The organism is Nostoc sp. DedQUE09 (assembly GCF_034530915.1).
In the GTDB taxonomy this organism is placed as follows: Bacteria; Cyanobacteriota; Cyanobacteriia; order Cyanobacteriales; family Nostocaceae; genus Nostoc.
Window position 1 is genome coordinate 35,761 of record NZ_JAVRCE010000014.1, and the last position, 25,207, is coordinate 60,967.

General features: G+C 43.8%; 19 protein-coding genes. 9 read left to right on the forward strand and 10 right to left on the reverse strand.

Translation table 11 applies throughout. From position 1 onward, the window contains the following. Window positions 1–183 precede the first annotated feature (183 nt). A complete protein-coding gene (locus tag RMY27_RS11520; protein ID WP_322663267.1) occupies window positions 184–666 on the reverse strand; it encodes a hypothetical protein in 483 nt (160 codons plus the stop codon). Window positions 667–854: 188 nt separating this feature from the next. Continuing rightward, window positions 855–2,291: a carotenoid oxygenase family protein gene (locus RMY27_RS11525; protein ID WP_322663268.1), complete on the reverse strand. Its 1,437-nt coding sequence runs from the start codon at window positions 2,289–2,291 to the stop codon at window positions 855–857. A gap of 232 nt (window positions 2,292–2,523) precedes the next feature. Here RMY27_RS11525 and RMY27_RS11530 point away from each other — a divergent pair, with 232 nt between their 5' ends. The 6 genes from RMY27_RS11530 (at window position 2,524) to RMY27_RS11555 (ending at window position 12,170) form a co-directional block, all read left to right on the forward strand. Further along, on the forward strand, window positions 2,524–4,077 hold the full coding sequence (locus tag RMY27_RS11530) for a GTP-binding protein (protein ID WP_322663270.1): 1,554 nt from the start codon (window positions 2,524–2,526) through the stop codon (window positions 4,075–4,077). A gap of 202 nt (window positions 4,078–4,279) precedes the next feature. Further along, window positions 4,280–4,522: a hypothetical protein gene (locus RMY27_RS11535; protein ID WP_322663271.1), complete on the forward strand. Its 243-nt coding sequence runs from the start codon at window positions 4,280–4,282 to the stop codon at window positions 4,520–4,522. Between the two features lie 48 nt (window positions 4,523–4,570). Continuing rightward, window positions 4,571–7,291, forward strand: coding sequence for a CHAT domain-containing protein (locus tag RMY27_RS11540; RefSeq protein WP_416212333.1), 2,721 nt, complete (start codon window positions 4,571–4,573; stop codon window positions 7,289–7,291). 293 nt (window positions 7,292–7,584) lie between these two features. Further along, window positions 7,585–8,553: a DUF1822 family protein gene (locus RMY27_RS11545; RefSeq protein ID WP_322663275.1), complete on the forward strand. Its 969-nt coding sequence runs from the start codon at window positions 7,585–7,587 to the stop codon at window positions 8,551–8,553. A 182-nt stretch (window positions 8,554–8,735) separates the two neighbouring features. Further along, complete coding sequence (locus tag RMY27_RS11550; RefSeq protein ID WP_322663277.1) at window positions 8,736–11,078, forward strand: CHASE2 domain-containing protein; 2,343 nt, start codon at window positions 8,736–8,738, stop codon at window positions 11,076–11,078. Between the two features lie 288 nt (window positions 11,079–11,366). Then, the gene (locus RMY27_RS11555; RefSeq protein WP_322663278.1) at window positions 11,367–12,170 is read left to right on the forward strand and encodes a DUF928 domain-containing protein; all 804 of its coding nucleotides are present in this window, start codon (window positions 11,367–11,369) and stop codon (window positions 12,168–12,170) included. 376 nt (window positions 12,171–12,546) lie between these two features. On the opposite strand, the gene RMY27_RS11560 is transcribed toward RMY27_RS11555, so the two are convergent. Beyond that, window positions 12,547–14,652: a M3 family metallopeptidase gene (locus tag RMY27_RS11560; protein WP_322663281.1), complete on the reverse strand. Its 2,106-nt coding sequence runs from the start codon at window positions 14,650–14,652 to the stop codon at window positions 12,547–12,549. Window positions 14,653–15,118: 466 nt separating this feature from the next. On the opposite strand from RMY27_RS11560, the gene RMY27_RS11565 reads away from it, so the two are divergent. Then, window positions 15,119–15,793 carry a Uma2 family endonuclease gene (locus RMY27_RS11565; RefSeq protein ID WP_322663282.1) on the forward strand — a complete coding sequence of 225 codons (675 nt, stop codon included), beginning with the start codon at window positions 15,119–15,121 and terminating at the stop codon, window positions 15,791–15,793. A gap of 307 nt (window positions 15,794–16,100) precedes the next feature. Continuing rightward, window positions 16,101–17,057, forward strand: coding sequence for a hypothetical protein (locus RMY27_RS11570; protein ID WP_322663284.1), 957 nt, complete (start codon window positions 16,101–16,103; stop codon window positions 17,055–17,057). A gap of 450 nt (window positions 17,058–17,507) precedes the next feature. On the opposite strand, the gene RMY27_RS11575 is transcribed toward RMY27_RS11570, so the two are convergent. Both RMY27_RS11575 and RMY27_RS11580 read right to left on the reverse strand, forming a co-directional pair. Then, window positions 17,508–19,328: an ABC transporter ATP-binding protein gene (locus RMY27_RS11575; protein ID WP_322663286.1), complete on the reverse strand. Its 1,821-nt coding sequence runs from the start codon at window positions 19,326–19,328 to the stop codon at window positions 17,508–17,510. A gap of 87 nt (window positions 19,329–19,415) precedes the next feature. Further along, on the reverse strand, window positions 19,416–20,216 hold the full coding sequence (locus RMY27_RS11580) for a DUF6816 family protein (protein WP_322663287.1): 801 nt from the start codon (window positions 20,214–20,216) through the stop codon (window positions 19,416–19,418). Between the two features lie 208 nt (window positions 20,217–20,424). On the opposite strand from RMY27_RS11580, the gene RMY27_RS11585 reads away from it, so the two are divergent. Continuing rightward, window positions 20,425–20,763 (forward strand): carbon dioxide-concentrating mechanism protein CcmK, encoded by a 339-nt coding sequence (locus RMY27_RS11585; RefSeq protein ID WP_322663288.1) that lies wholly within the window; start codon window positions 20,425–20,427, stop codon window positions 20,761–20,763. Window positions 20,764–20,768: 5 nt separating this feature from the next. Here RMY27_RS11585 and RMY27_RS11590 read toward each other — a convergent pair whose 3' ends face one another. The 5 genes from RMY27_RS11590 to ffh all read right to left on the reverse strand — a co-directional run bounded on the left by RMY27_RS11590 (window position 20,769) and on the right by ffh (window position 24,846). Next, the gene (locus tag RMY27_RS11590) at window positions 20,769–21,173 is read right to left on the reverse strand and encodes a ChuX/HutX family heme-like substrate-binding protein (protein ID WP_322663289.1); all 405 of its coding nucleotides are present in this window, start codon (window positions 21,171–21,173) and stop codon (window positions 20,769–20,771) included. 25 nt (window positions 21,174–21,198) lie between these two features. Beyond that, window positions 21,199–22,152, reverse strand: a complete 954-nt coding sequence (locus RMY27_RS11595; protein WP_322663290.1) for a PhoH family protein — start codon at window positions 22,150–22,152, stop codon at window positions 21,199–21,201. 352 nt (window positions 22,153–22,504) lie between these two features. Further along, entirely contained in the window at window positions 22,505–22,936 is a 432-nt protein-coding gene (locus tag RMY27_RS11600) for a KH domain-containing protein (RefSeq protein ID WP_322663291.1), read from the reverse strand. Further along, complete coding sequence (gene rpsP, locus RMY27_RS11605) at window positions 22,899–23,159, reverse strand: 30S ribosomal protein S16 (RefSeq protein ID WP_292783039.1); 261 nt, start codon at window positions 23,157–23,159, stop codon at window positions 22,899–22,901. The genes RMY27_RS11600 and rpsP overlap by 38 nt, the downstream gene beginning before the upstream one ends. A 223-nt stretch (window positions 23,160–23,382) precedes the next feature. Beyond that, window positions 23,383–24,846 (reverse strand): signal recognition particle protein, encoded by a 1,464-nt coding sequence (gene ffh, locus RMY27_RS11610; RefSeq protein ID WP_322663292.1) that lies wholly within the window; start codon window positions 24,844–24,846, stop codon window positions 23,383–23,385. Window positions 24,847–25,207 lie beyond the last annotated feature (361 nt).

The following is a 25,207-nucleotide window of genomic DNA, read 5'->3' on the forward strand; positions in this document are numbered from 1 at the left end:
TATTAAAGTCAACGTAGATGCGTAGTAGTAAATAGACCACGCGTGTAGGGGCGCAAGGCCTTGCGCCCTTACGACAGGTGTGGTTCAAATACATGAAAACTGCTGTAATTGCGCTACTAAGTCTCTAAATTACTTTCCACTCACATTTCTATTGCCACATCGCAGCGATTAATTTGGTGATGTTTATGGAGTAGTTGCTGATTTTGAACGCTGCTGTTGGTAAAAACCGACAACTTTTTGAAGATATGTAGCAGTAAATCCGCTGTTGCAGCCTGTATAGCTGCCAGTCATCCACCAGCAACCGACGCCACGCACAGCAGCAGTTTCATTATTATTAGTGGCGATAAATTGCTTGTTAAACTCACGGCGCGTGATGCAGGATACAACTTGGCGTGCCGTTGCGGGGCTATTTTCAAACTGTGTTGGTGTTAGTTCTTTTTTAAGACAATGTTTCGACCAGCCTTTGAGGGTTTCTGGTTTAACTTGCCATTCACTGTAAAGTCCATCATTTGCGATGCCGGTTTGCGGTGCAGCTAGTCGCAGCGCCTCTACCATTGCGGCGACTTGGACATCAGAAACCTTTTGTTGTGCTTGAGCTAACAATGATGACAGTCCAAAGCTGACAATCACTCCGCTAAGTAGTAATGCTATAGGGTTTCTCCTCATGATTTTGGACTTATTTTTAGATACCAATATGTAGAATACTACGTTTTTACACTTAGCAATTATCAAAGATTAGAGCGAATTGGGCATGGGAAAAAGGCAGAGGGGCAGAGGAGCAGAGGGGAAAAACTTACTGCAAATTCTCTCCTGCTCCCCTGCTCACTTGCCCCCCTGCTTCATTGCCCAAATTGTTAAGCTGGGTTCCAAGTGCCGTGGAAGCCGTGGGGAATAACGCTAGGTAATCCTAGTTTGCAAATGGGTTCTGCATCCAGGCGATCGCTATCAAATACCCAAACTTCACTACTATGAGAATTACCATCGTATACAACGGTTAGCACCCAGCCTTGCTCAGGGTTTTGGGCATCTTGGGCGTGGATGGGTTCTGAAGCATAGCGGTTTTCTCCTAAGTCTGCTTCAGTGAGGGTTTCGGTTTTATAGTCGAAGCGGGCGATCGCACCGAACCATTCTTTGTCTGTATCCCCTCTTTGGGGCATTAATGATACATAAGTATAGTGACAAGGTTGCCCAACTTGCGATCGCTGCACTACAGGAAATTCACACTTGCGGTTGACAACTTCCTGTATTGCTGTGACTTTGCCAGTTTTAGGATTGAGGCGAACTTGCCACAATGTTCCTCTAGGAACTGTGTGCGTCTCACCACTTGCAAATTCTCTCAGAAATTCATTAGTTTGCGGAAAATCTGCATATCGCACCATGTCCAGAATTACGGAACCGTCTTCATCTTCATAGCCGTTGCCAAAATGCCAATTGAACCAAGGATCGGTTTCGCCACGACTAACTAAAGATAAGTTTTCCCGGTCAAAGATTAACACTTGGGTTCCTAACTGAGGTTCCCACAACAGAGATTCACTAAAGGTAGTCAAACCTAGTAAAAGTGATAGCTTTTTCATCCGCATCGGTGGCATGAAAAACACCAGATACCTTTGAGTTAAAACAAAATCATGCATTATCGAGTAGCGATCTAGCTTAAAAGCAGTTTTTTGGATAATTTTGCCAGTAGCATCGCTTTTGTAGAGATTCAGTTGTACAGAACTGCCGATACTGATTCCAAAGTTAAAAATCTCGCCTGTTTGTGAATCACGCTTGTAATGAGCAGAATAAGGTAATCCGTTATCCAAAGCGCCTAAATCATCCAATCCCTTCGTTTCTAGAGTTTGCAAATCAAGGGCGTAGGGATTAGTTGCTTCCCATAAAGCTAACAATTTATCAGGTAAAGCTAACACTGAGGTATTCGCTGCATTCTTGATCTGTTGACCCCAGCGCTTCCAGATGGGGCCTGGTGGATGCATCCCATAGACACCATAAAGAAACCTATCTGCTTGAGTTTCAGCTAGATATTCTGCTGTTTGCACATAGCGATAGACTCCGGTAGCTCCTGCATCTGTGAAATGGATGCCGAGAATTGCCCCATCTCCATCAAACCAGTGTCCGACACGATCGCCACCGCGTTCTAGCCGTGCGGGGCCATTGCGGTAAAGACTGCCACGCAAGCCATCTGGGATTTTGCCAGAAATAATTGACAGTTGAGTAAGGGGAAATTCTTTTGCTGGTTCTGCGATCGCACCAGCCCAGGATTTATTTATTGACTTTTTGGTAATAGTCTGCATACTAAAACTTCTCGAAATATTGATATTGCATTTTTATATTGTTGCAATTTTTTAAGGATGCAAAAAAATGGAGTGAGCCTTATTGCTTTATCAAGAAAGCCTGTTTTCCTCCTACCCCCTGCTCCTCTGCCCCTTTGCCCCCTCCCTTCTTCTCACTACTCTGGTAAAAAATGCTGAAACTATTAAGATTAGAAGCATCTGCCTACTGAATACTTACTAAACCTTCCCAGCCATGCCTCTGTCACGCATAGTAACGTTGATTGTCGGTCTGATCGTCATTTTGGGGCTAGCCCTATGGCTAATTGATTCCCTGTCACGCCTCTATTGGCAATTATCCTATTCGCCGTTGCTAGGCAATTTACTGCTGTTGTTGCTGATTATCCTGATTGGAGCCTTGGTTGCAGCTTTTGTTTATTATGTATTGGTGATGAGATCCGGGGAAAAGCGATCGCGTCGCAACCCGAAGCGAGCGACTGCGGCCCAAATTCCGGCTGGCAAATCTGACGCAGCTTCTACAACTCTCCAGGCTGTACGGCAACAGGTAGCGCAAATTCAAGATGAAGTCACACGTCAAGCTTTATTAAGTCGATCGCGAGAGATTGAAGCCAACCTCGCACGGGGTGAAATTCAAGTAGTGGTATTTGGTACGGGGAGTGCTGGTAAAACTTCTCTAGTTAATGCGATTATGGGACGCATGGTCGGTCAAGTAGATGCACCGATGGGTACAACTCAGGTTGGAGAAACCTATTGTCTGCGGTTGAAGGGATTAGAACGCAAAATTTTAATTACGGATACGCCGGGAATTTTAGAAGCAGGGGTGGCGGGAACGGAACGCGAACAGATGGCGCGAGAACTGGCAACAGAAGCAGATTTACTGTTGTTTGTGGTAGATAATGATTTACGGCGTTCAGAATATGAGCCGTTGCGGGGGTTGGCAGAAATTGGCAAGCGATCGCTCCTTGTTCTCAACAAAACTGATTTATATACAGATGAAGATAAAGAATCCATCCTTGCGAGATTGCGTCAACGGGTACGGGGATTTATTGCTACTAATGACGTGGTAGCGATCGCTGCTAATCCCCAACCTGCACAACTCGAAACTGGCGAAACCTTCCAGCCGGAACCGGATATTGTTCCGTTGCTGCGGCGCACGGCTGCTGTTTTACGAGCTGAGGGTGAAGATTTGGTGGCGGATAACATTCTTTTGCAATCTCTACGATTGGGAGACGAGGCGCGAAAACTCATCGATGGCCAGCGTCGCCGTCAAGCTGACAAAATCGTAGAACGATTTCAATGGATTGGCGCTGGTGTGGTATCAGTCACGCCGATACCAGTTGTAGATTTATTGGCGACAGCCGCAGTCAACGCTCAAATGGTTGTGGAAATTGGTAGAGTGTATGGCTGTGAATTGAATATGGAACGGGGACGAGAATTAGCTCTTTCTTTAGCAAAAACCATCGCTAGTTTGGGCATTGTTAAAGGAGCAATTCAATTATTATCTACTGCGTTACAACTCAATGTTGCCACCTTTATTATTGGTAGAGCAATTCAAGGCGTGACAGCAGCTTATTTAACGCGAATTGCTGGTAAAAGTTTTATTGAATATTTTCGTCACGATCAAGATTGGGGTGATGGTGGAATGACGGAAGTTGTACAGCGACAGTTTCAGATTAATCGCAGAGATGAATTTATTAAAGCTTTTATTCAGGAAGCGATCGCACGGGTAGTGAAGCCATTACAAGATAAATCTGAGGTGGCTGAACATGATGAAGAACTCAATAGTTAAATAATTGAAAATTCAAAAACAAATGGCTTCTATGTCACAGCAAATTTGTACGATATCCAGACGAGATACAATAGACCTGCCTTGAAAATAGAGGCTGAAACAACGCAAAATCATTCCCAGATTATTTTCATTGTTCCTTGTGAGCGCAGCTCATGGAGTCTCTTGCAAAAGTGCTTTTGGCAAGAGGGGGAAAAAGGGGTTCATGTTAAAGGGGAAGGGGACAATACAGAACCTTTCCCCCTTCCCCCTTACCCTTTTCCCGACAAATGCCCAGAAGTCTAATGCTAGAGTCAGCCCTGACCCTCATTTTTCTGAGATATTTTTAGTCTCGGCATTTTTTTGTGCCTTTTTTGCTCATAGTTCTGCGATCGCTATAAATAAGAAAATTGTGGAAGCTCAAAGATTGGTGAGGGATGAGAATGGTAACATTACCCTGTTAGCCTAATAGTTCATCCTATGTGTTTCTGGTTATCACCTATCTCTCGTCATGCTTATGGCTAAAACAACTAGGATTTTTGGCGCGAACTCTCCAAATAAAAGCAGGAGTCGCGAAACCGCTAAGACTCGCTGGCTCACTTCCCTAGCTCACTTTTTACGTTTGCCTTTGTACTTCCTAGTCGCTTTGCTATGCATTGTCGGTTCACCAGTGCTAGCAAAAGTTCCTGGCTCAATCAATTCTTCATCCCAACTGCCAATAAATAGTTTAACATCACCGACTGTACCCACTGATGCCGCCTCACTCCTACAGGAGGGCAAAGTTTTATACAGTAACGGCAAATTTGCCAATGCTGTAGAAGTATTACAACAGGCTGTCCAAATATATAAGCAGCAAGGGGAAAGCCTCACACTAGCAGTTACACTGAGTAATCTTTCTTTAGCTTACCAACAACTCGGTGCATGGAGTCAGGCGCAGCAAGCAATTACAGAAAGCTTAAATTTACTCCAAGGACAGGATAAAAACCAAAATCTGCAAATATTTGCCCAATCACTAGATATTCAAGGTCGTCTGCAATTGGCAATGGGAAAGTCCGAGGCGGCTTTGGCAACTTGGCAGCAGACAGAAGAAATTTACAAACAAGCAGATAATCAAACTGGCGTGGTGCGATCGCTAATTAATCAAGCACAGGCGTGGCGCACCCAAGGATTTTACCCGCGAGCGTTCAAAACCCTCGAACGAATAAGTCAGACGTTAAAATCTCAACCAGATTCTCTAGAAAAGACAGTGAGTTTGCGATCGCTCGGTGATGCCCTTTTGGTATTGGGCGATTTGAAAAAGTCACGCGAAGCATTAGAAGAAAGCCTGATAATTGCTCAAAATCTCAAATCAAGCGCTGATATTGGGGCTAGTCTGTTCAGCTTGGGGAATAATGCCCGTAAACAAAACCAAAAGGAACAGGCGATCGCCTATTATCAACAAACAGTTGCAGTATCTCCCTCACCCCTGACAAAAGTTCAAGCGCAACTCAATCACCTGGGACTATTGATTAAAGGTAAAGAATGGGCAAAGGTTCAAACTCTTTTGCCGTCCATTGAGTCCCACCTCAAGCAACTTCCCCTCAGCCGTGCGAGTATTTACGCTCAGGTTAACTTTTCACAAAGTTTAGCAAAAGTCAAGAGTGGTGGATTACAAGCATCAAGTCAGAGTTCTTACTTAGGATTAAGTACAAAAGACTCAGCAAAGTTACTCGCTAGTGCCATCCAGCAATCCCGCAATTTAGGAGACAAGCGGGCAGAGGCTTATGCTCTGAAGAGTTTAGGCGGCTTGTACGAAGAAACCAGACAGTGGTCAGAAGCGCAAGACCTGACCAAACAAGGATTAGCTTTGGCACAGAGTAGCAATGCACCAGAAATTACTTATAGCTTGGAGTGGCAGTTAGGTAGATTGCTTTGGGCACAAAAAGATATTAATGGTGCGATCGCCGCTTATGATGCTGCTGTAAACACTCTTGAGTCTCTCCGCAGAGATTTAGTAGTCAATAAAGATGTAGTGAACCAGGATGTGCAATTTGACTTCCGAGACAGTGTAGAACCCGTCTACCGCCAGTCAGTGGAGTTACTACTGCAATCTCAAAAAGGAAAACCAAATGAAAAAATATTGGAGAAAGCACGCGAACGGATTGAAGCACTCCAACTAGCAGAATTAGACGACTTCTTTCAGGAAGCTTGTCTGCAAGGTCAGAAAGTAGCCCTCGATCGGGTAGTAGACAAAGATAATTCCAAGGCTGCCATCCTTTACCCAATTATTCTTCGTGATCAACTCCAGGTAATTGTCAAAATTCCTACACAACCTCTGCAAAGCTACAGTACCAAGATTTCCCAAGCCAAAGTAGAGAAACTCTTAATAGAACTGCGAAGAAATCTTGTCGATCCAACTGCTACTAAGATCGTCCAAACCCAATTACAAGAAGTTTACAGTTGGCTGCTGAAACCTATTGAGCCACAATTGCAAAAGAGTAGCGTCGATACGTTAGTCTTCGTCTTAGATGGCCCATTACGCAATTTACCAATGGCAGCTCTCTACGATGGTAAACAATATTTAGTAGAGAAATATGCGATCGCCCTAAGCGTCGGTCTACAACTCCTCGACCCGAAACCGCTGGTAAAACAGCAGCTGAGAGCGCTAACCGCAGGACTGACTCAGCCACCGCCAGGATTTTCCAAGTTTGCACCATTACTGGCAATTAAATCTGAATTTGACGGGATTGCTAAAGCAGGAGTTTCGACAACCAGCCTATTGGATGGAGATTTTAAGAAAAAAAATTTGGAAAGTGAAATTGGTGCTACTTCATTCAACATAGTGCATTTGGCAACCCACGGTCAGTTTAGTTCCCGCCTGGAAGACACTTTTATTTTAGATTTCGATGGTCAGATCAATGTCAAAGATTTTGATACTCTCTTTCGTAGTCAGGGTAAAACTGTAGTAGAACTATTAGTTTTGAGTGCTTGCCAAACAGCAACAGGAGACAGCCGTGCAGCACTCGGACTAGCAGGAGCAGCTGTCCGAGCTGGGGCACGTAGTACCATCGCTTCCCTGTGGCAAATTGATGATGAATCAACAGCAATGTTTGTTAGTGCCTTCTATCGAGAACTCAAGAGTGGCAAAATCACCAAAGCCGAAGCAGTCCATCGTGCCCAGCTACAACTTCTGAAACATCCCAACTACAGAGCGCCAAGCTTTTGGTCTGCCTATGTATTGATTGGCAATTGGTTGTGATTTGGGAAGCCGATCTTTGTAATTGATCGCTCAAATTGTCCGCTCAAAATTTGGCAAACTATCTGCTAGTTGATAAACCGCTTTTAGCAGCTTGAAGCTATCTTGATAAAAGTATAAATACTCAAAAGCTCTATTTGCTAGATCATTTCAATATACAATCTTCTAATTTTATGGGATATTTTTACCTAATCCCCAGTCCCTAATTCTCTTTTTCCAATATTCAATTTTGTGGCATAAATTTATTAAATGCGGGTGATATATACATAGCAGCATTGATCCCTAGAAATTGACTTATGAATAACTCCACCTATCAGCTAAACGATTTCGCTTTAACATTGCCAATTTCCCAAACAGCTCGCATAACTGCCCAGCAATTTGCTAACCAGCAGCCAAATCCGGAAAAAGCAGAGCAAGTCCGGCTGAATACTTTAGCTGTATGGGTGGTGAATGATTACTTGCAGATGATGGATATTCCTACCGATCTTCAAGCTAGTGACAGTTGGAACTCCATCATGCGCCTTTGTGGGGATGTCGCTGATTTAGAAGTGCCCTCAATTGGCCGTCTGGAGTGTCGCCCCGTGCATCTGCATCAGCAGATATGTTCTATTCCTCCAGAAACTTGGGAAGAGCGGGTGGGTTATTTAATAGTTCAATTTGATGAATCGCTCGAAGAAGCAAGGCTGCTTGGTTTTATCCCTAGTGTGGCAACTGAAACAGTTCCTTTAGCGCAACTGCAACCATTGGAAGCTTTTATTGACCACATCTGGGAACTGCGTCAATCCCCAGTTAATTCATTAGTGAATTTGAGTCAGTGGTTTGCTGGTATATTTGAGACGGGTTGGGAGACTATTGAATCGCTGTGGAACGTGCCGGAATTCAGACCAACTTATGCCTTTCGCAGTGTTGAAACTTTGGAATTAGATACCCTCAAACAACCAGAATCAATTACTAAACGGGCAAAAGTAATTGATTTAGGTATCCAAATCTACAACCAACCTGTGATGTTGATTGTGGAAATCAGCCCCGAAAAAGATCAACAAACTAATATTCATCTCCAATTGCACGCCACTGGAAATCAAATCTACTTGCCACCAGGAGTTCATCTTACTGTTATAGATAGTTCAGGAGCAGTATTTCTAGATGCTCAATCTAGAAAATCAGACAACTACATTCAGTTGCAGTTTCGTGGTGAACCCACAGAAGAATTTAGCGTTAGAGTAGCCTTGGATAATACCAGCATTACCGAATATTTCCGAATTTGAAATATGTAGCTATCTTCCCTTTTTATCGGTACTTTATTAAGAGATAACTCATTAATTAAAATTAAAAATTAAAAATCCAAGCCAGTTTTTAGGGATTTTGAAAAAAATCTGTAGACGCTTATGGAGCTTGCGATCGGACATTAGAACAAGGCACGATATGGCACAGGGAGATAGCAACGGTTATGGGTAAATTAGTGGCGATCAAATTTGGCGAGGGTAGTTTTGAGCAGGGGTTTGCTGTCACCCTCCAAATTGGTGAAGAACACGAGCGTGCTACAACCGAAATCACTGGAAGGCTCCCTTCATTCCCGGAAATGCCGCTCTATTATAGTCATTGGCAGTTTAGTTATCGGCAGATAGGCAATCGTTATCGCCTCCATGCTGACAAAATGCAGGTAACGAATGTATCGATGGTTCAAGACTGCGAAAACGCTTCTCATATTTTGCGGGCACGCTTTAATACCTGGCTGCGAGCAGAGGAGTTTCGCCCGTTGAGGGAAAAATGGTTAGAAAGATTATCGTCCAGCGACGAAGTACGGGTGATTTTGCAAACAGAAAATAGCCAATTGCAGCTATTACCCTGGCATCTGTGGGACTTATTAGAACGCTATCCCAAAGCTGAAATTGCCCTTGCTTCACCATCTTACGATCGCATTCACAAGCCACGCGCTCTCAATCAATTAGTCAATATTTTGGCAATTGTGGGCAATAGCAAGGGGATTGACACCCAAGCCGATCGAGCTTTACTGCAACAGTGTGGTAACGCAGAGGTGAGCTTTTTGGTAGAACCACAACGTAAGGACTTGACTGAGCATCTCTGGAAAAAAAACTGGGATATTCTCTTCTTTGCCGGACACAGTTCCAGTCAAGGAAATGGAGAAAGCGGACGAATTTATCTGAATAGAACTGATAGTCTTACCATTGGCGAGTTAAGGTATGCTCTCAAAAATGCCATTGAAAATGGTTTGCAATTAGCTATATTCAACTCCTGTGATGGATTGGGGCTGGCGCGAGAATTGGCTGATTTGCAAATTCCTCAAATAATTGTCATGCGCGAACCCGTCCCAGACCAAGTTGCAAAGGAGTTTTTAAAATATTTTCTCCAAGGCTTTGCCGGTGGCGAGTCTTTATATCAAGCAGTACGCCAAGCACGGGAACGCTTGCAAGGACTTGAAGATAAATTTCCTTGTGCAACTTGGCTACCAGTAATTTGCCAAAATCCGGCGCAGATACCACCGACTTGGGATGAATTAAGGTCTACAACATCTGAAGATGAAGATCAAGCAAATTTACCTTTATTTAACAGACGCAGATTTCAGAGAACTGTGTTATCCAGCTTGGCAGTTACAGCTTTGGTTTGTGGCGTGAGATTGTTGGGATTGCTAGAAAATCCAGAGATTTCAACCTTTGACCTGATGATGCGATCGCGCCCTGCCGAAGGTCTCGATCCCCGACTGTTGCTCATCACAATTGACGATGAAGATTTAGCCATTCAAAGACAAAATGGCGAGTACTTGATCGGAGCTTCTATTTCCGAAAAATCTCTCAATAAACTCTTAGCAAAACTGAATCAATACCAACCCCGCGCGATCGGCTTGGATATCTACCGTGATTTTCAGGCCAAAGAGCCAGATTTAATTACTCGTCTTCAGCAAACTCAGAACTTGGTTGGCGTATGCAAGGGGAGCGATCGCTCAGTAAATATCAAAGGCATTAAGGGACCACCAGAAATCCCCCCAGGAAATCTGGGATTCAGTGACTTTATTCACGATCGCGATGGAGTTATTCGTCGGCATCTTCTGTTCATGAATCAGGAGACGACATCATTGTGTTCTGCTCAATATTCCTTTAGTTTACAACTAGCATCCCTTTATCTGCGCCCTTTAGGAATTCAAACAAAGTTCACCCCTAAAGGAAATTTGCAGTTGGGTAAGACTATTTTTCCAAATCTGAAGTCTCGGACTGGTGGCTATCAAAATATTGATGCTAATGGCGGTCAAATCTTACTCAACTATCGTTCTTCAAAAGAAATAGCCGAACAGGTAAAGCTAACGCAATTTTTATCTAGTCCAATTAACCCCAACGCCATCAAAGGCCGAATTGTTCTCATTGGTGTGACTGCAAAAGGGGATTCTCCAGACACTTGGCCTACACCTTATGGTATTCCTTTAGATGAGCAAATGCCAGGAGTACTGGTACAAGCTCACATGGTCAGCCAGATCCTTAGTGCAGTCCAGGATGGGCGGCCGTTGCTGCGGGCTTGGTCATGGTGGGCAGAGGTGGTCTGGATTTGGGGCTGGTCTTTAATTGGGGGAGTCTTGGCTTGGCGCAGGCTTTCCTTACCCTGGTTGGCGTTGGCAATTGGTGTTACTTCTAGCCTTTTGTATGTAGTTTGCTTTGGTCTGTTAATTTCAGGTGCTTGGGTGCCTTTTGTACCGTCGGCTTTATCGTTGGTGGCTATGGGGAGTTTGATGTCAATTCATAATAATTCAAAAACAAAAGTGCGGCTGGGGAATGGGGAATAGGGGTAGGGGAGCAATATTGCTTGGTTAAAGGGAAAAGGGTAAGGGGAAAAGGATTGGAAGGCTCGATATCTAAGGTTTTTTCCCTTTAACATGAGTCCCTTTCACCCAAAACCCGACAAGTATTGAGTAGGGGAGAAGTTGCAGTAAGTTTTTCCCTTCTGCCCCTCGGTAACAGAGCGTAGCCGTACCCCTCCGGGGAAGCAAGCTACGCGCAGCGTCTCGTAGAGAAGTGCTGCCCCTCTGCCTCTTTTCAATGCCCAATCTAAAATTTTATGAGGTCAGGTTTCTATGAATTCAAATTCACAACCGATAAAACTGTTTTTAATAGTAGCTTTTAGCTGTACAAGTTTATTAGCTAATCTGACTCCAGTACTGGCGAAACCAACCCCTAATCGCTCTAATGCTAAAACGATTCTTGCTCAAGCCAAAACCTTTAATCAACCTCCAATTCCATCTGGCTCCCCTCCTGGAGGTCGCGTTCGTGGTGGAGCAAAGCGCGGGGAATTGGCTGCATGTCCACTTACTAAAATTGACTTGACTGCTTTAGTACCCTTTACTCAGGAAGCTAACTCAGTGATTAATGTCTGGGGACAAACAACAATAGAACATCCAAGTTGGTTTTTCTATGTGCCATATACCAAAGATTCGCCATATACAGTTGAATTTGTGCTGCAAGATGGGGAAGCTAACGAGGTATACAAAAAAGCGATCGCTTTATCGGATAAGCCAGGAGTCATCCGCGTTTCTTTACCTAGCAATGCATCCGGTTTAGCAGTAGACAAACAATACCGTTGGTTTTTCACTATTAACTGTGACAAGCAAAAGAACTCGCCTCCAAGTTTTGTTGAAGGGGTAATAAAACGAGTTAATCTGAGTCAACCAATAAGCAAAGAAATAGAAACGGCAGAACCTATAAAGCGTTATGCTATCTATGCCCAAAATGGAATATGGTACGAGGCACTGACGACGTTGGCTGAACTGCGTCAAAAAAATCCTCAAGATACAGCACTGAAAGCAGAGTGGCGAAATTTGTTAGGCAGCATCCGCTTAGATGATGTTGCCGGAGAACCGATTCTTCCAGAAACACCTTAAACGAGGAAAATAATGTTTAGTTAAGCCAATACTTAATGTAGAGACGTTGCAATACAACATCTCCACAGATGTGTTATGTCATGTCCGCTTGATTGCTTATTAAACCCCAAGAACCCCACCCCGCCAAAGCTACGCTTTGTCTCCTCTCCCCGCCTGCGGCTACGGTGTACACACAAGTCCTTCTCACCCCCTCTAACTCCCCCTTGGTAAAGGGGAGAACCGATTTCCCCCCTTTGCAAGGGGGGATTAAGGGGGGTAAATCCAAGGTTTGGGCTTAATTGACAGGATGTGTGTACACTGTAGCCTGCGGGGAGGGGTTGGGGGTGGGGTGCAATGACAGTGGGAATCATAACTAATTACCCGGACTTGATATTATTTAGTTTGCAGCAGCACTTACTAAACCATTGTGCCTGAGCAAAGCGATCGTACTTGGTTCACGACCCCGGAAAGTTTTAAACACCTCCATTGGATGCTTGCTACCACCGAGTGCTAGCACCGTATCCCGATAACGGCGACCTGTAGCTTTTATTGCTTCTTCATTCTCTAGCCCAGCTTCTTCAAAAGCAGCAAAAGCATCAGCACTAAGGACTTCAGCCCATTTATAACTGTAGTAACCTGCTGCATAACCACCTTCAAAAATGTGCCCAAAAGAACACAAAATTGAATCTTCTGGAAGTGGTGGTAAAACAGTAGTAGTCTTAGCTATGCGATGACGCACATCTGCTGGAGTTTCATTGCTGCCGGAACGATAGCGGTAGTGTAGTTCTAAATCAACGCTGCTAAGGTGAATTTGCCGTAACATACCAGTACCACTCATATAATTACGCGCCGCTAGCAGCTTTTGATAATAATGCTCTGGTAAAGCTTCTCCAGTTTCGTAATGTTTAGCCATGCCAAAGAAAGTGGGTCGCTCATAACACCAGTTTTCCATAAACTGACTCGGTAGTTCAACTGCATCCCATTCCACATTATTGATACCTGCGGCTCCCGCATAGTCAACCTTGGTGAGCATGTGGTGCAATCCATGACCAAACTCGTGGAACAAAGTCTCTACTTCATAGAAAGTCATCAAACTCGGCTTGCCATCTACTGGGGGAGTTTGGTTACATATCAAATAAGCCACAGGCAAACGGATGGCAGTTGCACCATTTTCAGTTTTGGCACGATTGATGCATACATCCATCCAAGCACCACCGCGTTTTTCTGCTGGACGGCTATAGGGGTCTAAGTAGAAGTAAGCGATGGGAGAACCAGTTTCATCGGCTATTTGGAAATAACGGACATCTTCATGCCATATTGGGGCTTGACCATCAGCAGGGGTCACTGTAACACCAAACAGCCGCTTAACAAGTCCAAACAAGCCATCTAGCACTTGGGGAAGGGGAAAATAGGGACGTAATTCTTCAGCGGTAAAGGCAAATTTTGCTTCTCGTTGGCGTTCTGCCCAAAAGCTGATGTCCCAATGTTTTAAATCCTGATATTCTTCTCCATAAGATGCAGCAAAAGCTTGGAGTTCTTTTAAGTCTTTGACAGCAGCATCATAACTGGCCTGGCGTAGTTCTTCTAATAGTGCTTCAACTGCCTCAACATTAGGAGCCATTTTACTTGCAAGGCTCAACTCGGCAAAACTCTTAAAGCCAAGTATATCTGCAAGTTCTTGCCGTAACTCCAAAATACGCACAATTAACGGGTTATTATCTAAATCGCCACTAGAAGCGCGAGTGATATGAGCTTTGTAGAGCTTTTCACGCAAATCTCGACGGGTACTGTGCTGCATGAAAGGGCCGTAGCTGGGGAAGTCTAAAGTAATGCGCCAAGGGCCATTTTCTGGTGTGGCGTTCTCTTCTCCCGCTGCTCGTGCAGCTTGAGCGGCTAAACTCACCAAACTTGGTGGTAAACCGTCAATTTCTGCTTTTGTTGTCAGAGTTAAGCTAAAGGCTTTCGTGGCATCAAGTACATGGTTAGAGAATTTAGTAGAAAGTTCTGCCAACTCCATCTGAATGGCGTTGAAACGGTCTCTTGCCTCTCCTTTTAAGCCAACACCAGAAAGTTCTGCATCTCGAATGGCGGCTTCTACAATGCGCTGTTGAGCTAATTCTAAAGTTGCCCAACTATCACTGCTACGGAGTGCCTTAAAAGCATTGTAGATGGGTTGGCTTTGACCGAGTTTGTTGATAAATTGTACGACTAGTGGCTGTACGATTTCATGAGCTTCGCGCAGTTCCGGGCTATTTTTAACACCCATTAAATGATTTACCGCCCCCCAACTCCAGGTAAGCCGTTCTGTCAGCTTTTCTAAGGGTTCTACTAAACCACTCCAAGTCGGCTGTACGCAAGCCTCTAAGGTGGCAAGTTGCTGGTCAAGTTCTGCTAGCAACTGATTAAAGGCTGGTACAACTCGTTCTGGTTTAATCTCTGTAAAGGGAGGTAAACCAGTGCCTTGGAGTAAGGGATTATCGGAAATAATGGTACTTGCACTCATGATTTTGTGTGAACTGCGAACGAAAAAAAATCATTGTTGATTTTTATTTATATATCTTCTAATGTAACGATCGCTGTGCTATTTAGTATTGCCATTGTGGCAAAAAGCTAAAAAAAACTATAATTCCTCATAAAAGTATCCCGATACGACTATTTTGTATGGTATTTGAACAATATTGTTGGGGATTGGGCATTGGGCAAAACGCCCGCTACCGCTAACAGCACTCAGCACTCATTACTCAGGACTCTGGAGGGACATTGGACATGGTTATTCTCTCTCATCACCTCTGTCCCCTTCATTTACTCGGCAGTTCTAGAAATTTCAAGGAAAGTCCTTGAGATAATATAATCATCCAGGCATTTTCTCAACAGGTGGCGAATGATGACCGAAACAGAAAAGGATACAGGCAACTAAATTTATTTATGGAAATTTTGAATTTTGAATTTTGAATTCGGAGCGAAGCGACGTGACTAGCCTCTTACCCAATTCTCAATCAACAGAAGTTTTTTATCCAAGCTCGGATGGTGAACCTTTGGCAGAAAGTTATGCTCATCTATGTGCTTTACTGGCAACTTTAGAAGTATTGAGGCAATATTTGCTGGATCGGCAAGCAACGGTTTTGAGTAACCAGTTTCTCTATTATGCTCAGGGTTTTCCGAGGTTACGGGTAGCTCCTGATGTAATGGTGATTTTTAATGTCGCTCCTGGAGGACGAGATAATTACAAGATATGGGAAGAGGGACAAGTGCCTGTAGTAATCTTTGAAATGACCTCCGAGGGTACTAAAAACCAGGACACGGGCTTCAAGAAGACCCTCTATGAACAGTTAGGCGTAATAGAGTACTGGTTATTTGACCCCAAGGGAGAGTGGATTAAGGAGCAATTACAAGGGTATCGGCTGCGAGGCGAGGTATATGAGCCAATTACAGATAGTCGATGTGAACCTTTGCAGCTGCGCTTGCAAATAGAGGGGCAACTGATTGGTTTTTATCGAGAAGACACTGGAGAAAAGTTGCTGATTCCAGAGGAGTTGGCAGAGGCACTGAAACAGGAAAGATTGGCGAGGGAACAAGCAGAGTCGCAGGTGGAAAGGTTGAAGGAACAACTGCGATCGCTTGGCGTTGACCCTGATACTATCTAGCTATACATTTGCGATCGCATATGGCGGCTGTTTCGCACTGTCGCAAAAAGACACGATAATGTAATATGTCAAACAGGTAACTCGTCCGTCAGCATGGGCGTTACCTAAAAAGCAAAGTTTCAGTCCGAGAATTGCACGTTTTCAAGGCGTAGAAGCGTACAAATTAACTCAGCGTCAGCGAGCGTCCTTAGCAAACCGAAAAGGAAAGCTCCAGATTTCCATATTTATGATATTATTTGGCAACTCATCTTTTTACTCGTAAAATCGAAGACAAGATCAAGGTCAGTAGAAAAGAGTCCCTAAATTAATGAATACGTTAATCAGTCAGGGTGGAAGAGCTATCACTAAATTTCAGGTGGTAGACCGGATAAACGATATAGCTTGGCAAGCTCACCAAGGCAGCGTTGCGGCGATTATTCAGCTATTGAACGAAAAGCTAGCCCAGTCTTGTGTCAGAACCAGAGCCATTTTTTCTGATGGTGTCTTACAAATTCTGTGTGAGGCAGCTAAAGTAGAGCAACTTGAGCAATCTCCCCTGGTAGAACAAATCCAGCAAATTCTTGAGTCTATCGCCCCACGTCACATTCGCCGCGTCAAAATCAACAGTCGGATTGTTCGAGAACAACAATTGCTGTGGTTAAAAGAAATAGATAGCGATCGCGAAAATCAATTGCTTTGGTCACAGGAAATTACATTAATTCAGCCAAATATTGTAAAGCAATTAATTAAAGATTTCACAGAAGCTCAAGCTGAACTAGGAAAACCAAATTATCCTAAAACTCAAGTCTCTCGTCCTTTAGTACTCATTAACAAAGAAAAATACCAAAATAAACCTCAAACCAAGATATTAGCAGCAGCTGGTTTATGCTCGCTGTTATTGCTTAGTTGGGTTGTTTATGCCCAGCTAGGTCATAAATTGAAAAACCTAATACAAGCAGAAACTTCCAAATCTCTAACTACAGAAAATACTAAAGACAGGAAAGCCCAAACACCATCTCGCTCTCTTAACAATAGCTTTTCTGAGCCATCTGACGATCCATTTCAAATATCTGTGCGAATTGCAAACCTTGCTTCTGCATCTGGAAAAACAGCTACAACCTCAACTCAGTGGTTAGAGATTGCTGCTAAGTGGCAACGGGCTTCAGATTTAATGAGTACAGTACCACAAACCCACAGCCGTTATCAAGAAGCTAAGATTCGTACTCAACTTTATAAAAAATATAGTGAGGCGGCACAGAAAGAATCAGGTAAGAGCAAATCTTAATTTTTTCTGATTGGAAGACTTTGATTAGTGATTAGTATTCCAGCAGTAGTCAATGGATTATTTATTTACTTCTTGCGCTTCATCCAAGCGCGTAAAACTAATTTCAATGGCTAACGTTTTTCTTGGGGAATAGGAGCAAATTCCCCACTTGATAATATTAGTTGTACCACCGAATAGGCACGAAAGGGTTTTAGATAACAGATATTTAATTTCTGAAGATATCTATAAAAAAATCGACCTTATTGTGAATAAAGTCGATTTAATCAGGCGGATTCATTTGTGGGGTGAATCCAAATCCAAAATGTGTATGTCCCCTAACTCACAATACGGTTCGGTTAAAGGGTAAAGGGTAAAGGGGAAAGGTTTTGAATACATCCTTTCCCCTTTACCCGCAAACCCATTCCCCAGATCATAAGGAAAGTGAAAAATGCTTATCCGAACCGTATTGCCCTAACTCAGGAGTTCTCCTGTTTCTTGCAGAGAGTGCAAGCGGCGGTAAATACCCTCGTGACGCAAGAGTTCATCGTGGCTACCCACTTCTACAATCTTTCCTTGCTCTAGAACGACAATTTTATCGGCTTCCCGGACTGTGCTTAGACGGTGGGCAATAACGATGGTGGTGCAAGTACCCTGAATCGATCGCATCGCTAGCTGAATTGAACGCTCAGACTCATAATCTAAACTAGAGGTAGCTTCGTCAAAAACCAGCACGTCTGGTTCCACTAACAACGCTCTGGCAATTCCCAAGCGTTGTCTTTGTCCTCCAGATAACCTGACACCTCGTTCCCCCACGACAGTGTAATAACCTTTGGGTAAGTGCTGCACTACTTCATCTACTCTGGCAATTCTACAGGCTTCCTGGACCTGCTCAAAAGTGGCATTTGGTCTGCCGTAGGTGAGGTTATCCAATATAGTACCGTTGAAAACGTCTACTTCTTGGTGAACGATCGCTAATCTCCGTCTATACTTACCCACATCCAAAGTGCGAATATCTTGACCATCAATCAGAATTTGACCTGCTTGAGGTTCAAAATATCGCAACAACAATTTCACTAAAGTAGACTTACCAGAACCGGAACGCCCCACTAATGCTATTGTTTGGTATGGCTCAATCAACAAGTTAATATCTTGCAAAACTTGACGGTTGGCATCATATCCAAAACTGATATGAGATAACTCAAGTTTTCCAGTAAATTTATAAGGTGATTCTGTCTGGTTGCTTTCTTCTAAAAGACTGGCTGAATCGGATGCAGTTGGCTCTTGGAGAAATTCGTGAAACCGCAGCATTGAAGAATAACGACGGGCAAAAACTTCTGCCAAGCTACTGATAGGTTCTAATTCAGCATAAGCCATGCTAGAAAGAGTTAAGGTCATGACAAAGTGACCAAGAGAAATTCTCCCATTTACTGTTGCTGCTAAAGTCAAACCCAGAATTGTAAATACACAAAACTGAATTACGGTTCTTTGCCAAGTACCCAGTATTGTATAACCTTTGTGGATGCGATAATCAAGCACCATTAGTTCACGATCCAAACGTTGCTTTTGCCGCTTCAGTTCTCTAGTTTCTGTAGCAAATGCTTTCACCGTTTTGATATTGGTGATTAATTCGGAAGTGCGGCTTTCGGTGTTCTCTCCATACTTATCCAGACGAGTTTCGTACCTAATTAGCTGTTGTAAACCCTTCAAGCTGAAGCTGAGAATAATTACAAAGGAAATTAGATATAAAACTGCAATCCGCCACTCAATGAACAAGATAAACACAAAAATTCCCAGTACACGAGCCAGTTTAGGAATCAACTGTCCGGCAATTTCGGGATACGCCCAAGTGTGGTTAGCAACACCTCTAGCTACTCTACCGGCAATACGTCCAGGGTTATTTTCATCATAAAATTCTAGTGGCAGAGTCAGAACTTTAGCGATCGCTGTTTCGTTTTTTTCTCGACGCGACCTGAAGGCTATATCCCAATGAAACCAATTGGTTAACCAGGGTTGTGTTGGCGCTCTGACTACGGTGACAATAAAAATTAAACCCAGTAATACACCCAAAGATAGAGTTTTATTAACTGGGTAATTGGTGATGTCCGAAAAAGTTGCGATCGCACTTTGAATTGGTTTGTCCAAGGGTTGAGCAGATAAAACGTTTAATATCTGCCCGATCGCATAAGGAACAACCAAATCAATAATTTCGTAAACGCTGGATGCTGTAATACTGAAAACACTCGGCTTCCAGTAAGAGCGAAAGTAATTGACAATATCTTGAAATTTGGCCATGATGCACACCGTCCAAGAGCGCGATCGTAAACTTGGAATCTATATACTACAAGCGTGTTACAAGGTAGTCAAGAACTAGATGACAAATCACTCTTTGGGAGTAGTTGGTAGTTCTTGAGGGAAAAATTCGAGGCGATAGCGATAGAGAGCAACTGGTCGAGAACTTGCTTTAAAGTAATCTGGATCTTGGGGTGAAAGATAGACAGCAGTAACTTGATCTGCTTCAATCGCCGGATTAGATGTTGGAACTTTATGATAAGCCGTAGTCGATTCTACAGAGTTTAAATAGGGGCGTGAGCCACCTTTAAATAGCTGTTGAAACACTTCTGTGGTGATGAACTTGCCATCAGGGGTAGTTTCTGTAGCACGTGCAGTCACAATAGAAACTAGTTGGCGACTGCTACGCAAGAACATAATTTGACGATTAGGTGAATCTGGATCTACTTTGACTGATAACACTGCTTCATCCCCTAAATAAGCCCTTGCCAAATTCAAGCTATTAAATGCTCTATCCGCTACTAAAATTGGTAATTTGTAACCTATCTGAGGAAGTATTTTTAACCGAGAAATAGATGGTTGCTCTTTCACAAATCTTACTACAAAACTCACAGGTTGATTTAATTGTCGGCGATTACCTTCAAACCCTGGTGTTACAATCTCTGGTGCTAAAGGCGCAGCTAAATCTACTAATGTACTTGTAACTTTCCAAGTACCAGCCATCCATTCAGGATAAACCAAATCACCCGAAGCCGATTGCACTGAAGTTAGTTTTTCCCATTGGGGAAAATTTGCTAACCTTTCAGACAACTCTCCCGCAAAAGCTTCATTACCCCACAACAGGAAAAAAAACAACAAGCAAAAACTCCAAATTCCCTTCATTACAAGCATTAGTAGTTTTGTATTTAATGTTTATTATTTATCGATAATAAAATACAGCAGTTTTCATGTATTTGAACCACACCTGTCGTAGGGGCGCAAGGCCTTGCGCCCCTACCGCGTGGTCTATTTATCTGAAAATAGCTGTAAGTAATTTTCTGTAATAAATTAAAACTTTGTAGTGAGATAATTAGCCCTATCCCGAATTTATAGTGATAGCATGACATTGGCATTAGGCATGATTGAAGTTTATGGCGTTCCCACAGCTTTGGAAGTGGGAGATGCCATGTGTAAAGCTGCCCGTGTAACCCTTGTTGGTTATGAAAATACTGATTTGGGACGAATTACTGTCTTAATTCGAGGAGTTATAGGCGAGGTGAATGTAGCAGTGACAGCAGGATTAAAGGCGGTGCTGCGAGTTGACGGTGGCGAGGTACTTTCTAATCACATTATTCCCCGTCCTCACGAAAATTTAGAATATATTTTACCAATTCATCGCAGCGTTAATATCGAGCAGTTCAGTGCAGATATCCGATTTCCTCCACCCCTATCAGTTTAGCTGTATTAAATTTCTGCTGTTAAAGGTTCCCAAACTTCCCCATACTTCTCTTTTAGAGCTTCCCAAGCTTCCACTTGTCCTGGTTCATATTCTCCTGGTTTACCCCATTGTAAAAAGAGGCTTAAAGCAGATTCCTGTTTATCATCTAAAAACCGGATAGCATAGGTTGTAAAGTTACCTCTTTTCGCTTCACCTGTTTCAAATTTCACCTGAGTAATTTTATCCATATTCAAGTGAAACTCAAAGCCTTCAGTGTGCATATTCGCATATTTACCTTTAGGCAATTCTGCATAAAATAACTTTTCTATCTTACCCCGTGCTTCTAAAACAGCAGCGCTACTAGTAACAATTAAACGCAACGTTCCAAGAGTCTCGCAAGCTTCTAAAAATTCTTTCAATGTTGTGGTCATTTGTCATTTGTCCTTTGTCATTTGACTATTTTTCGTATTGTTCATAAGCAGCGACAATACGCTGAACTAGAGGATGGCGTACAACATCTCTTTGGGAAAATTCGCAAAAGGCGATGCCTTCAACGTGTTTTAAAATTTGTAAAGCCACTCCTAAACCCGATTGTTGATGAAGCGGTAAATCAGTTTGTGTCATGTCGCCTGTAATCACCATCCGCGAACGGAAACCCAAACGAGTCAAAACCATTTTCATCTGAGCAGGTGTAGTATTTTGAGCTTCATCGACAATTATAAAAGCGTTATTGAGAGTGCGTCCCCGCATATAGGCGAGTGGTGCAACTTCAATCACACCGCGTTCCATTAAACTGGGTACTTTTTCTGGGTCGATGAATTCATAAATAGCATCGTAAAGTGGACGAAGATAGGGATTAACTTTTTGCTGTAAATCTCCAGGCAAAAAACCGAGTTTTTCACCGGCTTCGACGGCAGGGCGAGTTAAAATTAATTTTTCAACTTGGTTGGCAAGGAGTGCTTGCACGGCGACAACAACAGCCAGATAAGTCTTGCCGGTACCAGCAGGGCCAATTCCAAAGGTGAGATCGCGTTTACGGAGTGCGTCAATATATTGGCGCTGGCGGAAGGTTTTGGCACGGACTTCTTCACCCCGACGACTTTTGGCAAGGACATCTCGCTGTAAATCTTGCAGTTCCCCTTGGCGATCGCTATCTATAGCTTGACGGGCTGTTAAAATATCGGCACTGGAAATAGTATTGCCTTTAATCCAGAGGTCTTCAAGCGATCGCACTAATCGAGAAGCCAGATCAATTTGCTTTTCGGTACCAGAAATTACTAATTCCTGTCCACGTAGAACTAAAGCAGCTCCTGTTTGCCGAGATAGCATTTTGAGATTTTCTTCTCCATCTCCGGCTAGAGCGATCGCACTGGTAATATTCGGCAGCTGAATTGTTAAGGCACCTGCCATAGTATTTCTTAATTGGTGAGGATCTGTATTTGACAAAGGTTAATTTTTTCTCGCTAACGGCGAAATTATGCTTTTATTACCTACATTTTGAAAAATATTTGCAACAAATTAATCATCCGTAGGGGCGTACAGCTTGCCCTCATCCCCTAACCCCTTCTCGCTATTGGGAGAAGGGGAACTGGAAAATTTACTCCCCTCTCCCAAGATGGGAGAGGGGCTGGGGGTGAGGGTATAGCCCCTACTGGTGAAGAGTCCAAAAAAAGATTTAAAAATCTTTTTGCTACTTTCCATCGTTATAAAAATTCTGAGCGGAGGTAACAACAACCGCTCAGATTTGCTCTCTAGTTTCAACCTAACGGAGGCGCGGTTTAACAATGGGTTTAGGCCCATCATTTCGCGGTTCTCTCTTAGTCGGCGGTGGCGATCGATCTTCTGTGTCTTCATCAAAAGACATACCCTCGCGGCCCGGCGTGGTGCTGCCGTAGATATCCAGGTATGTTGATTGCCCAGCTGCGGCTGCGGCTGCGGCAATTACTGTCCGAATCGCCTGAATATTGCGTCCCCCTCGACCAAACACTTTTCCTTTATCTGTGCTTTCAAAGGCGATGCGAACCCAAACCCGGTTGAGGGCCTGAGAAATTTCGCAATCGACACTTAATGTCTCTGGAGATTCCAAAAACGGCTGCACCAAAAACCGAACCAGCTCAACATAGTTGGGGCTAGCTGTTGGGAGTTTTGTTCCGAAATTATGATGCGGCTGTTGCACTGACCTGCTCAAAAACATTAGCTTTTACTAGAATGCGACGAACGGTGTCAGTAGGTTGAGCGCCTTGTTGTAGTCGCTTGACGATGGCGGGAACGTCTAGTCGCACTTCATCAGTTCTGGGATTATAAAATCCCAATTCTTCTAAGGGACGACCATCGCGGCGAGCGAGGTTGTTAATGGCGACAATGCGGTAACTTGCTTCCCGCTTTTTACCGAATCGTTTCAAGCGCAGTTTGATCATGGTTGAAGAATCATTCTCCTGTTGTTAGATATTAGTTAGCAACTAATTGGTGAGGAAGTAACTTAAAATCTGGCTGCTGCCGAGAAATTGAAGGTTAGTTTCCTCTGCTGATAAATTCTGAGGTCGAAATGCTAATTTTAGCACTGCCTAGCATTTGCTGCTATTTGTCATTAGTCATTTGTCCTTTGTCATTGGTTAATGACCAATGACCAATGACTCTTGACTAAAGATTGCCAAAGCCTTTTTTCTTTTTATCTTTGGGTTTTTTCTTTTTTGTGGCTGGGACACCATCATAACCTCGCCATCCAGGGGCTGCGGGACGATTGCCTGCACCTGCGAAGGCGTTGCCCATGCCACCACCGCCGAACATTCCTGGCATTCCAGGGAAGCCGCCTTGACCCATTTGCTGCATGAGCGATCGCATTTTTTGGAAATCACCCACCAGTTTAGTCACATCTGACTCTCTATAGCCGGAGCCAGCAGCAATCCGCCGCCGCCGACTGGGAGAACTAGCTAATAAATCGGGGTCATGGCGTTCTTGGCGAGTCATGGAGTTAATCATCGCCTCACAGCGCTTTAGCTGGGTTTCTCCGTGCTTGAGTTGATCGTCTGAGAGCTTGTTCATCCCTGGAATCATCTTGATCAAGCCTCCCAGAGAACCCATATTCTTCAGCATCCGCAACTGCTTGAGAAAGTCAGTAAAGTCAAACTTCGCTGACAAAATTTTCTCCTGCATTTTCTCAGCATCAGCTAAGTCAAACTCTTCTTGGGCTTTTTCTACCAGGGTCAGCACATCGCCCATACCGAGAATCCGCGATGCCATGCGATCGGGATAAAACGGTTGCAGTGCCTCGACTTTCTCGCCTACGCCCACAAACTTAATCGGCGCTCCCGAAATCTTTCGCACCGAAAGCGCTGCACCACCACGGCTATCACCATCTAATTTGGTGAGAATTGCCCCAGTAATTCCGATCTGTTCGTGGAAGGTGCGGGTAAGATTTGCAGCCTCTTGACCAGTCATCGCGTCCACCACCAACAGAGTTTCATGGGGTTGGACTGTTGCTTTGATGCGGGCTAATTCCGCCATCATGTCTTCGTCAATTTGCAGACGACCAGCAGTATCAATAATTACTGTGTTGACACCTTCTGCCCTAGCGCGTTCTACACCTTGCCTTGCGATTTCTACGGGATCGGCGTCGCTTCCTAGTTCAAATACTGGTACTTCAATTTGCTTACCCAACGTTAGCAACTGGTCGATTGCTGCTGGGCGATATACGTCTGTCGCCACCAACAAACAGCTACGCTCTAATTTTCTCAGATGTAAGGCTAACTTAGCGGTAGCTGTGGTTTTACCAGTACCTTGCAACCCAGCCATCAGAATAATAGTAGGCTGTTCCTGGGCTTCTGCGATGGGAACATTCTCTTCTCCCATCACCTGTACCAGTTCATCGTGAACAATTTTGATGAACTGTTGGTCAGGCCGCACGCCGGCAATCACCTCGGCTCCCTGTGCTTTGGCTTCGACTTCGCTAATAAAATCTTTGACTACCTGGAGATTGACATCTGCCTCCAACAAGGCGCGGCGCACTTCGCGCAATGCATCTTGAATGTTGGATTGAGAAATTTTGTCCTGTCCCCGCAGTTTTTTCCAGGCGGATTCTAAACGGTCAGATAATGCATCAAACATAATGTAATTACAGGTAGTTCGCCAATGGGAAATTCTAAACCGCCGATGAATGCGTCGGCGTAGCCCGCCGCAGGCATCGCGAATTTCCGCTAAATTTTAAATGTGCTATCTACCAGCTTAATATTTTTCACCCCGACTGTAGCAACCAGATATCTCAATACGCTTAGGTTAAGCAAATTTATCTGTTAAGGCAGAGGGAGCCTGACTTTTCACGTTATGTGGAAAAGTCCACGAAAAACCTAACCCCCTAACCCCCTTCCCGACGCGGGAAGGGGGAAATTCAAAGTCTCTCTCCTTTTAGGAGAGAGATTTAGAGAGAGGTTTTCCAGATGCCGTGAAAAGTCAGAGAGGGAGCAGGGGG

What these genes read in the sequence shown, in the direction of transcription:
- RMY27_RS11525 (WP_322663268.1), bottom strand. Translation starts at nt 2,291, where the DNA reads ATGCAGACTATTACCAAAAAGTCAATAAATAAATCCTGGGCTGGTGCG.
- RMY27_RS11595 (WP_322663290.1), bottom strand. Translation starts at nt 22,152, where the DNA reads ATGGCAGGTGCCTTAACAATTCAGCTGCCGAATATTACCAGTGCGATC.
- RMY27_RS11550 (WP_322663277.1), top strand. Translation starts at nt 8,736, where the DNA reads ATGGGTAAATTAGTGGCGATCAAATTTGGCGAGGGTAGTTTTGAGCAG.
- RMY27_RS11545 (WP_322663275.1), top strand. Translation starts at nt 7,585, where the DNA reads ATGAATAACTCCACCTATCAGCTAAACGATTTCGCTTTAACATTGCCA.
- RMY27_RS11535 (WP_322663271.1), top strand. Translation starts at nt 4,280, where the DNA reads ATGTTAAAGGGGAAGGGGACAATACAGAACCTTTCCCCCTTCCCCCTT.
- RMY27_RS11540 (WP_416212333.1), top strand. Translation starts at nt 4,571, where the DNA reads ATGGCTAAAACAACTAGGATTTTTGGCGCGAACTCTCCAAATAAAAGC.
- RMY27_RS11585 (WP_322663288.1), top strand. Translation starts at nt 20,425, where the DNA reads ATGACATTGGCATTAGGCATGATTGAAGTTTATGGCGTTCCCACAGCT.
- RMY27_RS11520 (WP_322663267.1), bottom strand. Translation starts at nt 666, where the DNA reads ATGAGGAGAAACCCTATAGCATTACTACTTAGCGGAGTGATTGTCAGC.
- RMY27_RS11555 (WP_322663278.1), top strand. Translation starts at nt 11,367, where the DNA reads ATGAATTCAAATTCACAACCGATAAAACTGTTTTTAATAGTAGCTTTT.
- RMY27_RS11590 (WP_322663289.1), bottom strand. Translation starts at nt 21,173, where the DNA reads ATGACCACAACATTGAAAGAATTTTTAGAAGCTTGCGAGACTCTTGGA.
- RMY27_RS11570 (WP_322663284.1), top strand. Translation starts at nt 16,101, where the DNA reads ATGAATACGTTAATCAGTCAGGGTGGAAGAGCTATCACTAAATTTCAG.
- RMY27_RS11530 (WP_322663270.1), top strand. Translation starts at nt 2,524, where the DNA reads ATGCCTCTGTCACGCATAGTAACGTTGATTGTCGGTCTGATCGTCATT.
- RMY27_RS11600 (WP_322663291.1), bottom strand. Translation starts at nt 22,936, where the DNA reads ATGTTTTTGAGCAGGTCAGTGCAACAGCCGCATCATAATTTCGGAACA.
- rpsP (WP_292783039.1), bottom strand. Translation starts at nt 23,159, where the DNA reads ATGATCAAACTGCGCTTGAAACGATTCGGTAAAAAGCGGGAAGCAAGT.
- RMY27_RS11560 (WP_322663281.1), bottom strand. Translation starts at nt 14,652, where the DNA reads ATGAGTGCAAGTACCATTATTTCCGATAATCCCTTACTCCAAGGCACT.
- ffh (WP_322663292.1), bottom strand. Translation starts at nt 24,846, where the DNA reads ATGTTTGATGCATTATCTGACCGTTTAGAATCCGCCTGGAAAAAACTG.
- RMY27_RS11580 (WP_322663287.1), bottom strand. Translation starts at nt 20,216, where the DNA reads ATGCTTGTAATGAAGGGAATTTGGAGTTTTTGCTTGTTGTTTTTTTTC.
- RMY27_RS11575 (WP_322663286.1), bottom strand. Translation starts at nt 19,328, where the DNA reads ATGGCCAAATTTCAAGATATTGTCAATTACTTTCGCTCTTACTGGAAG.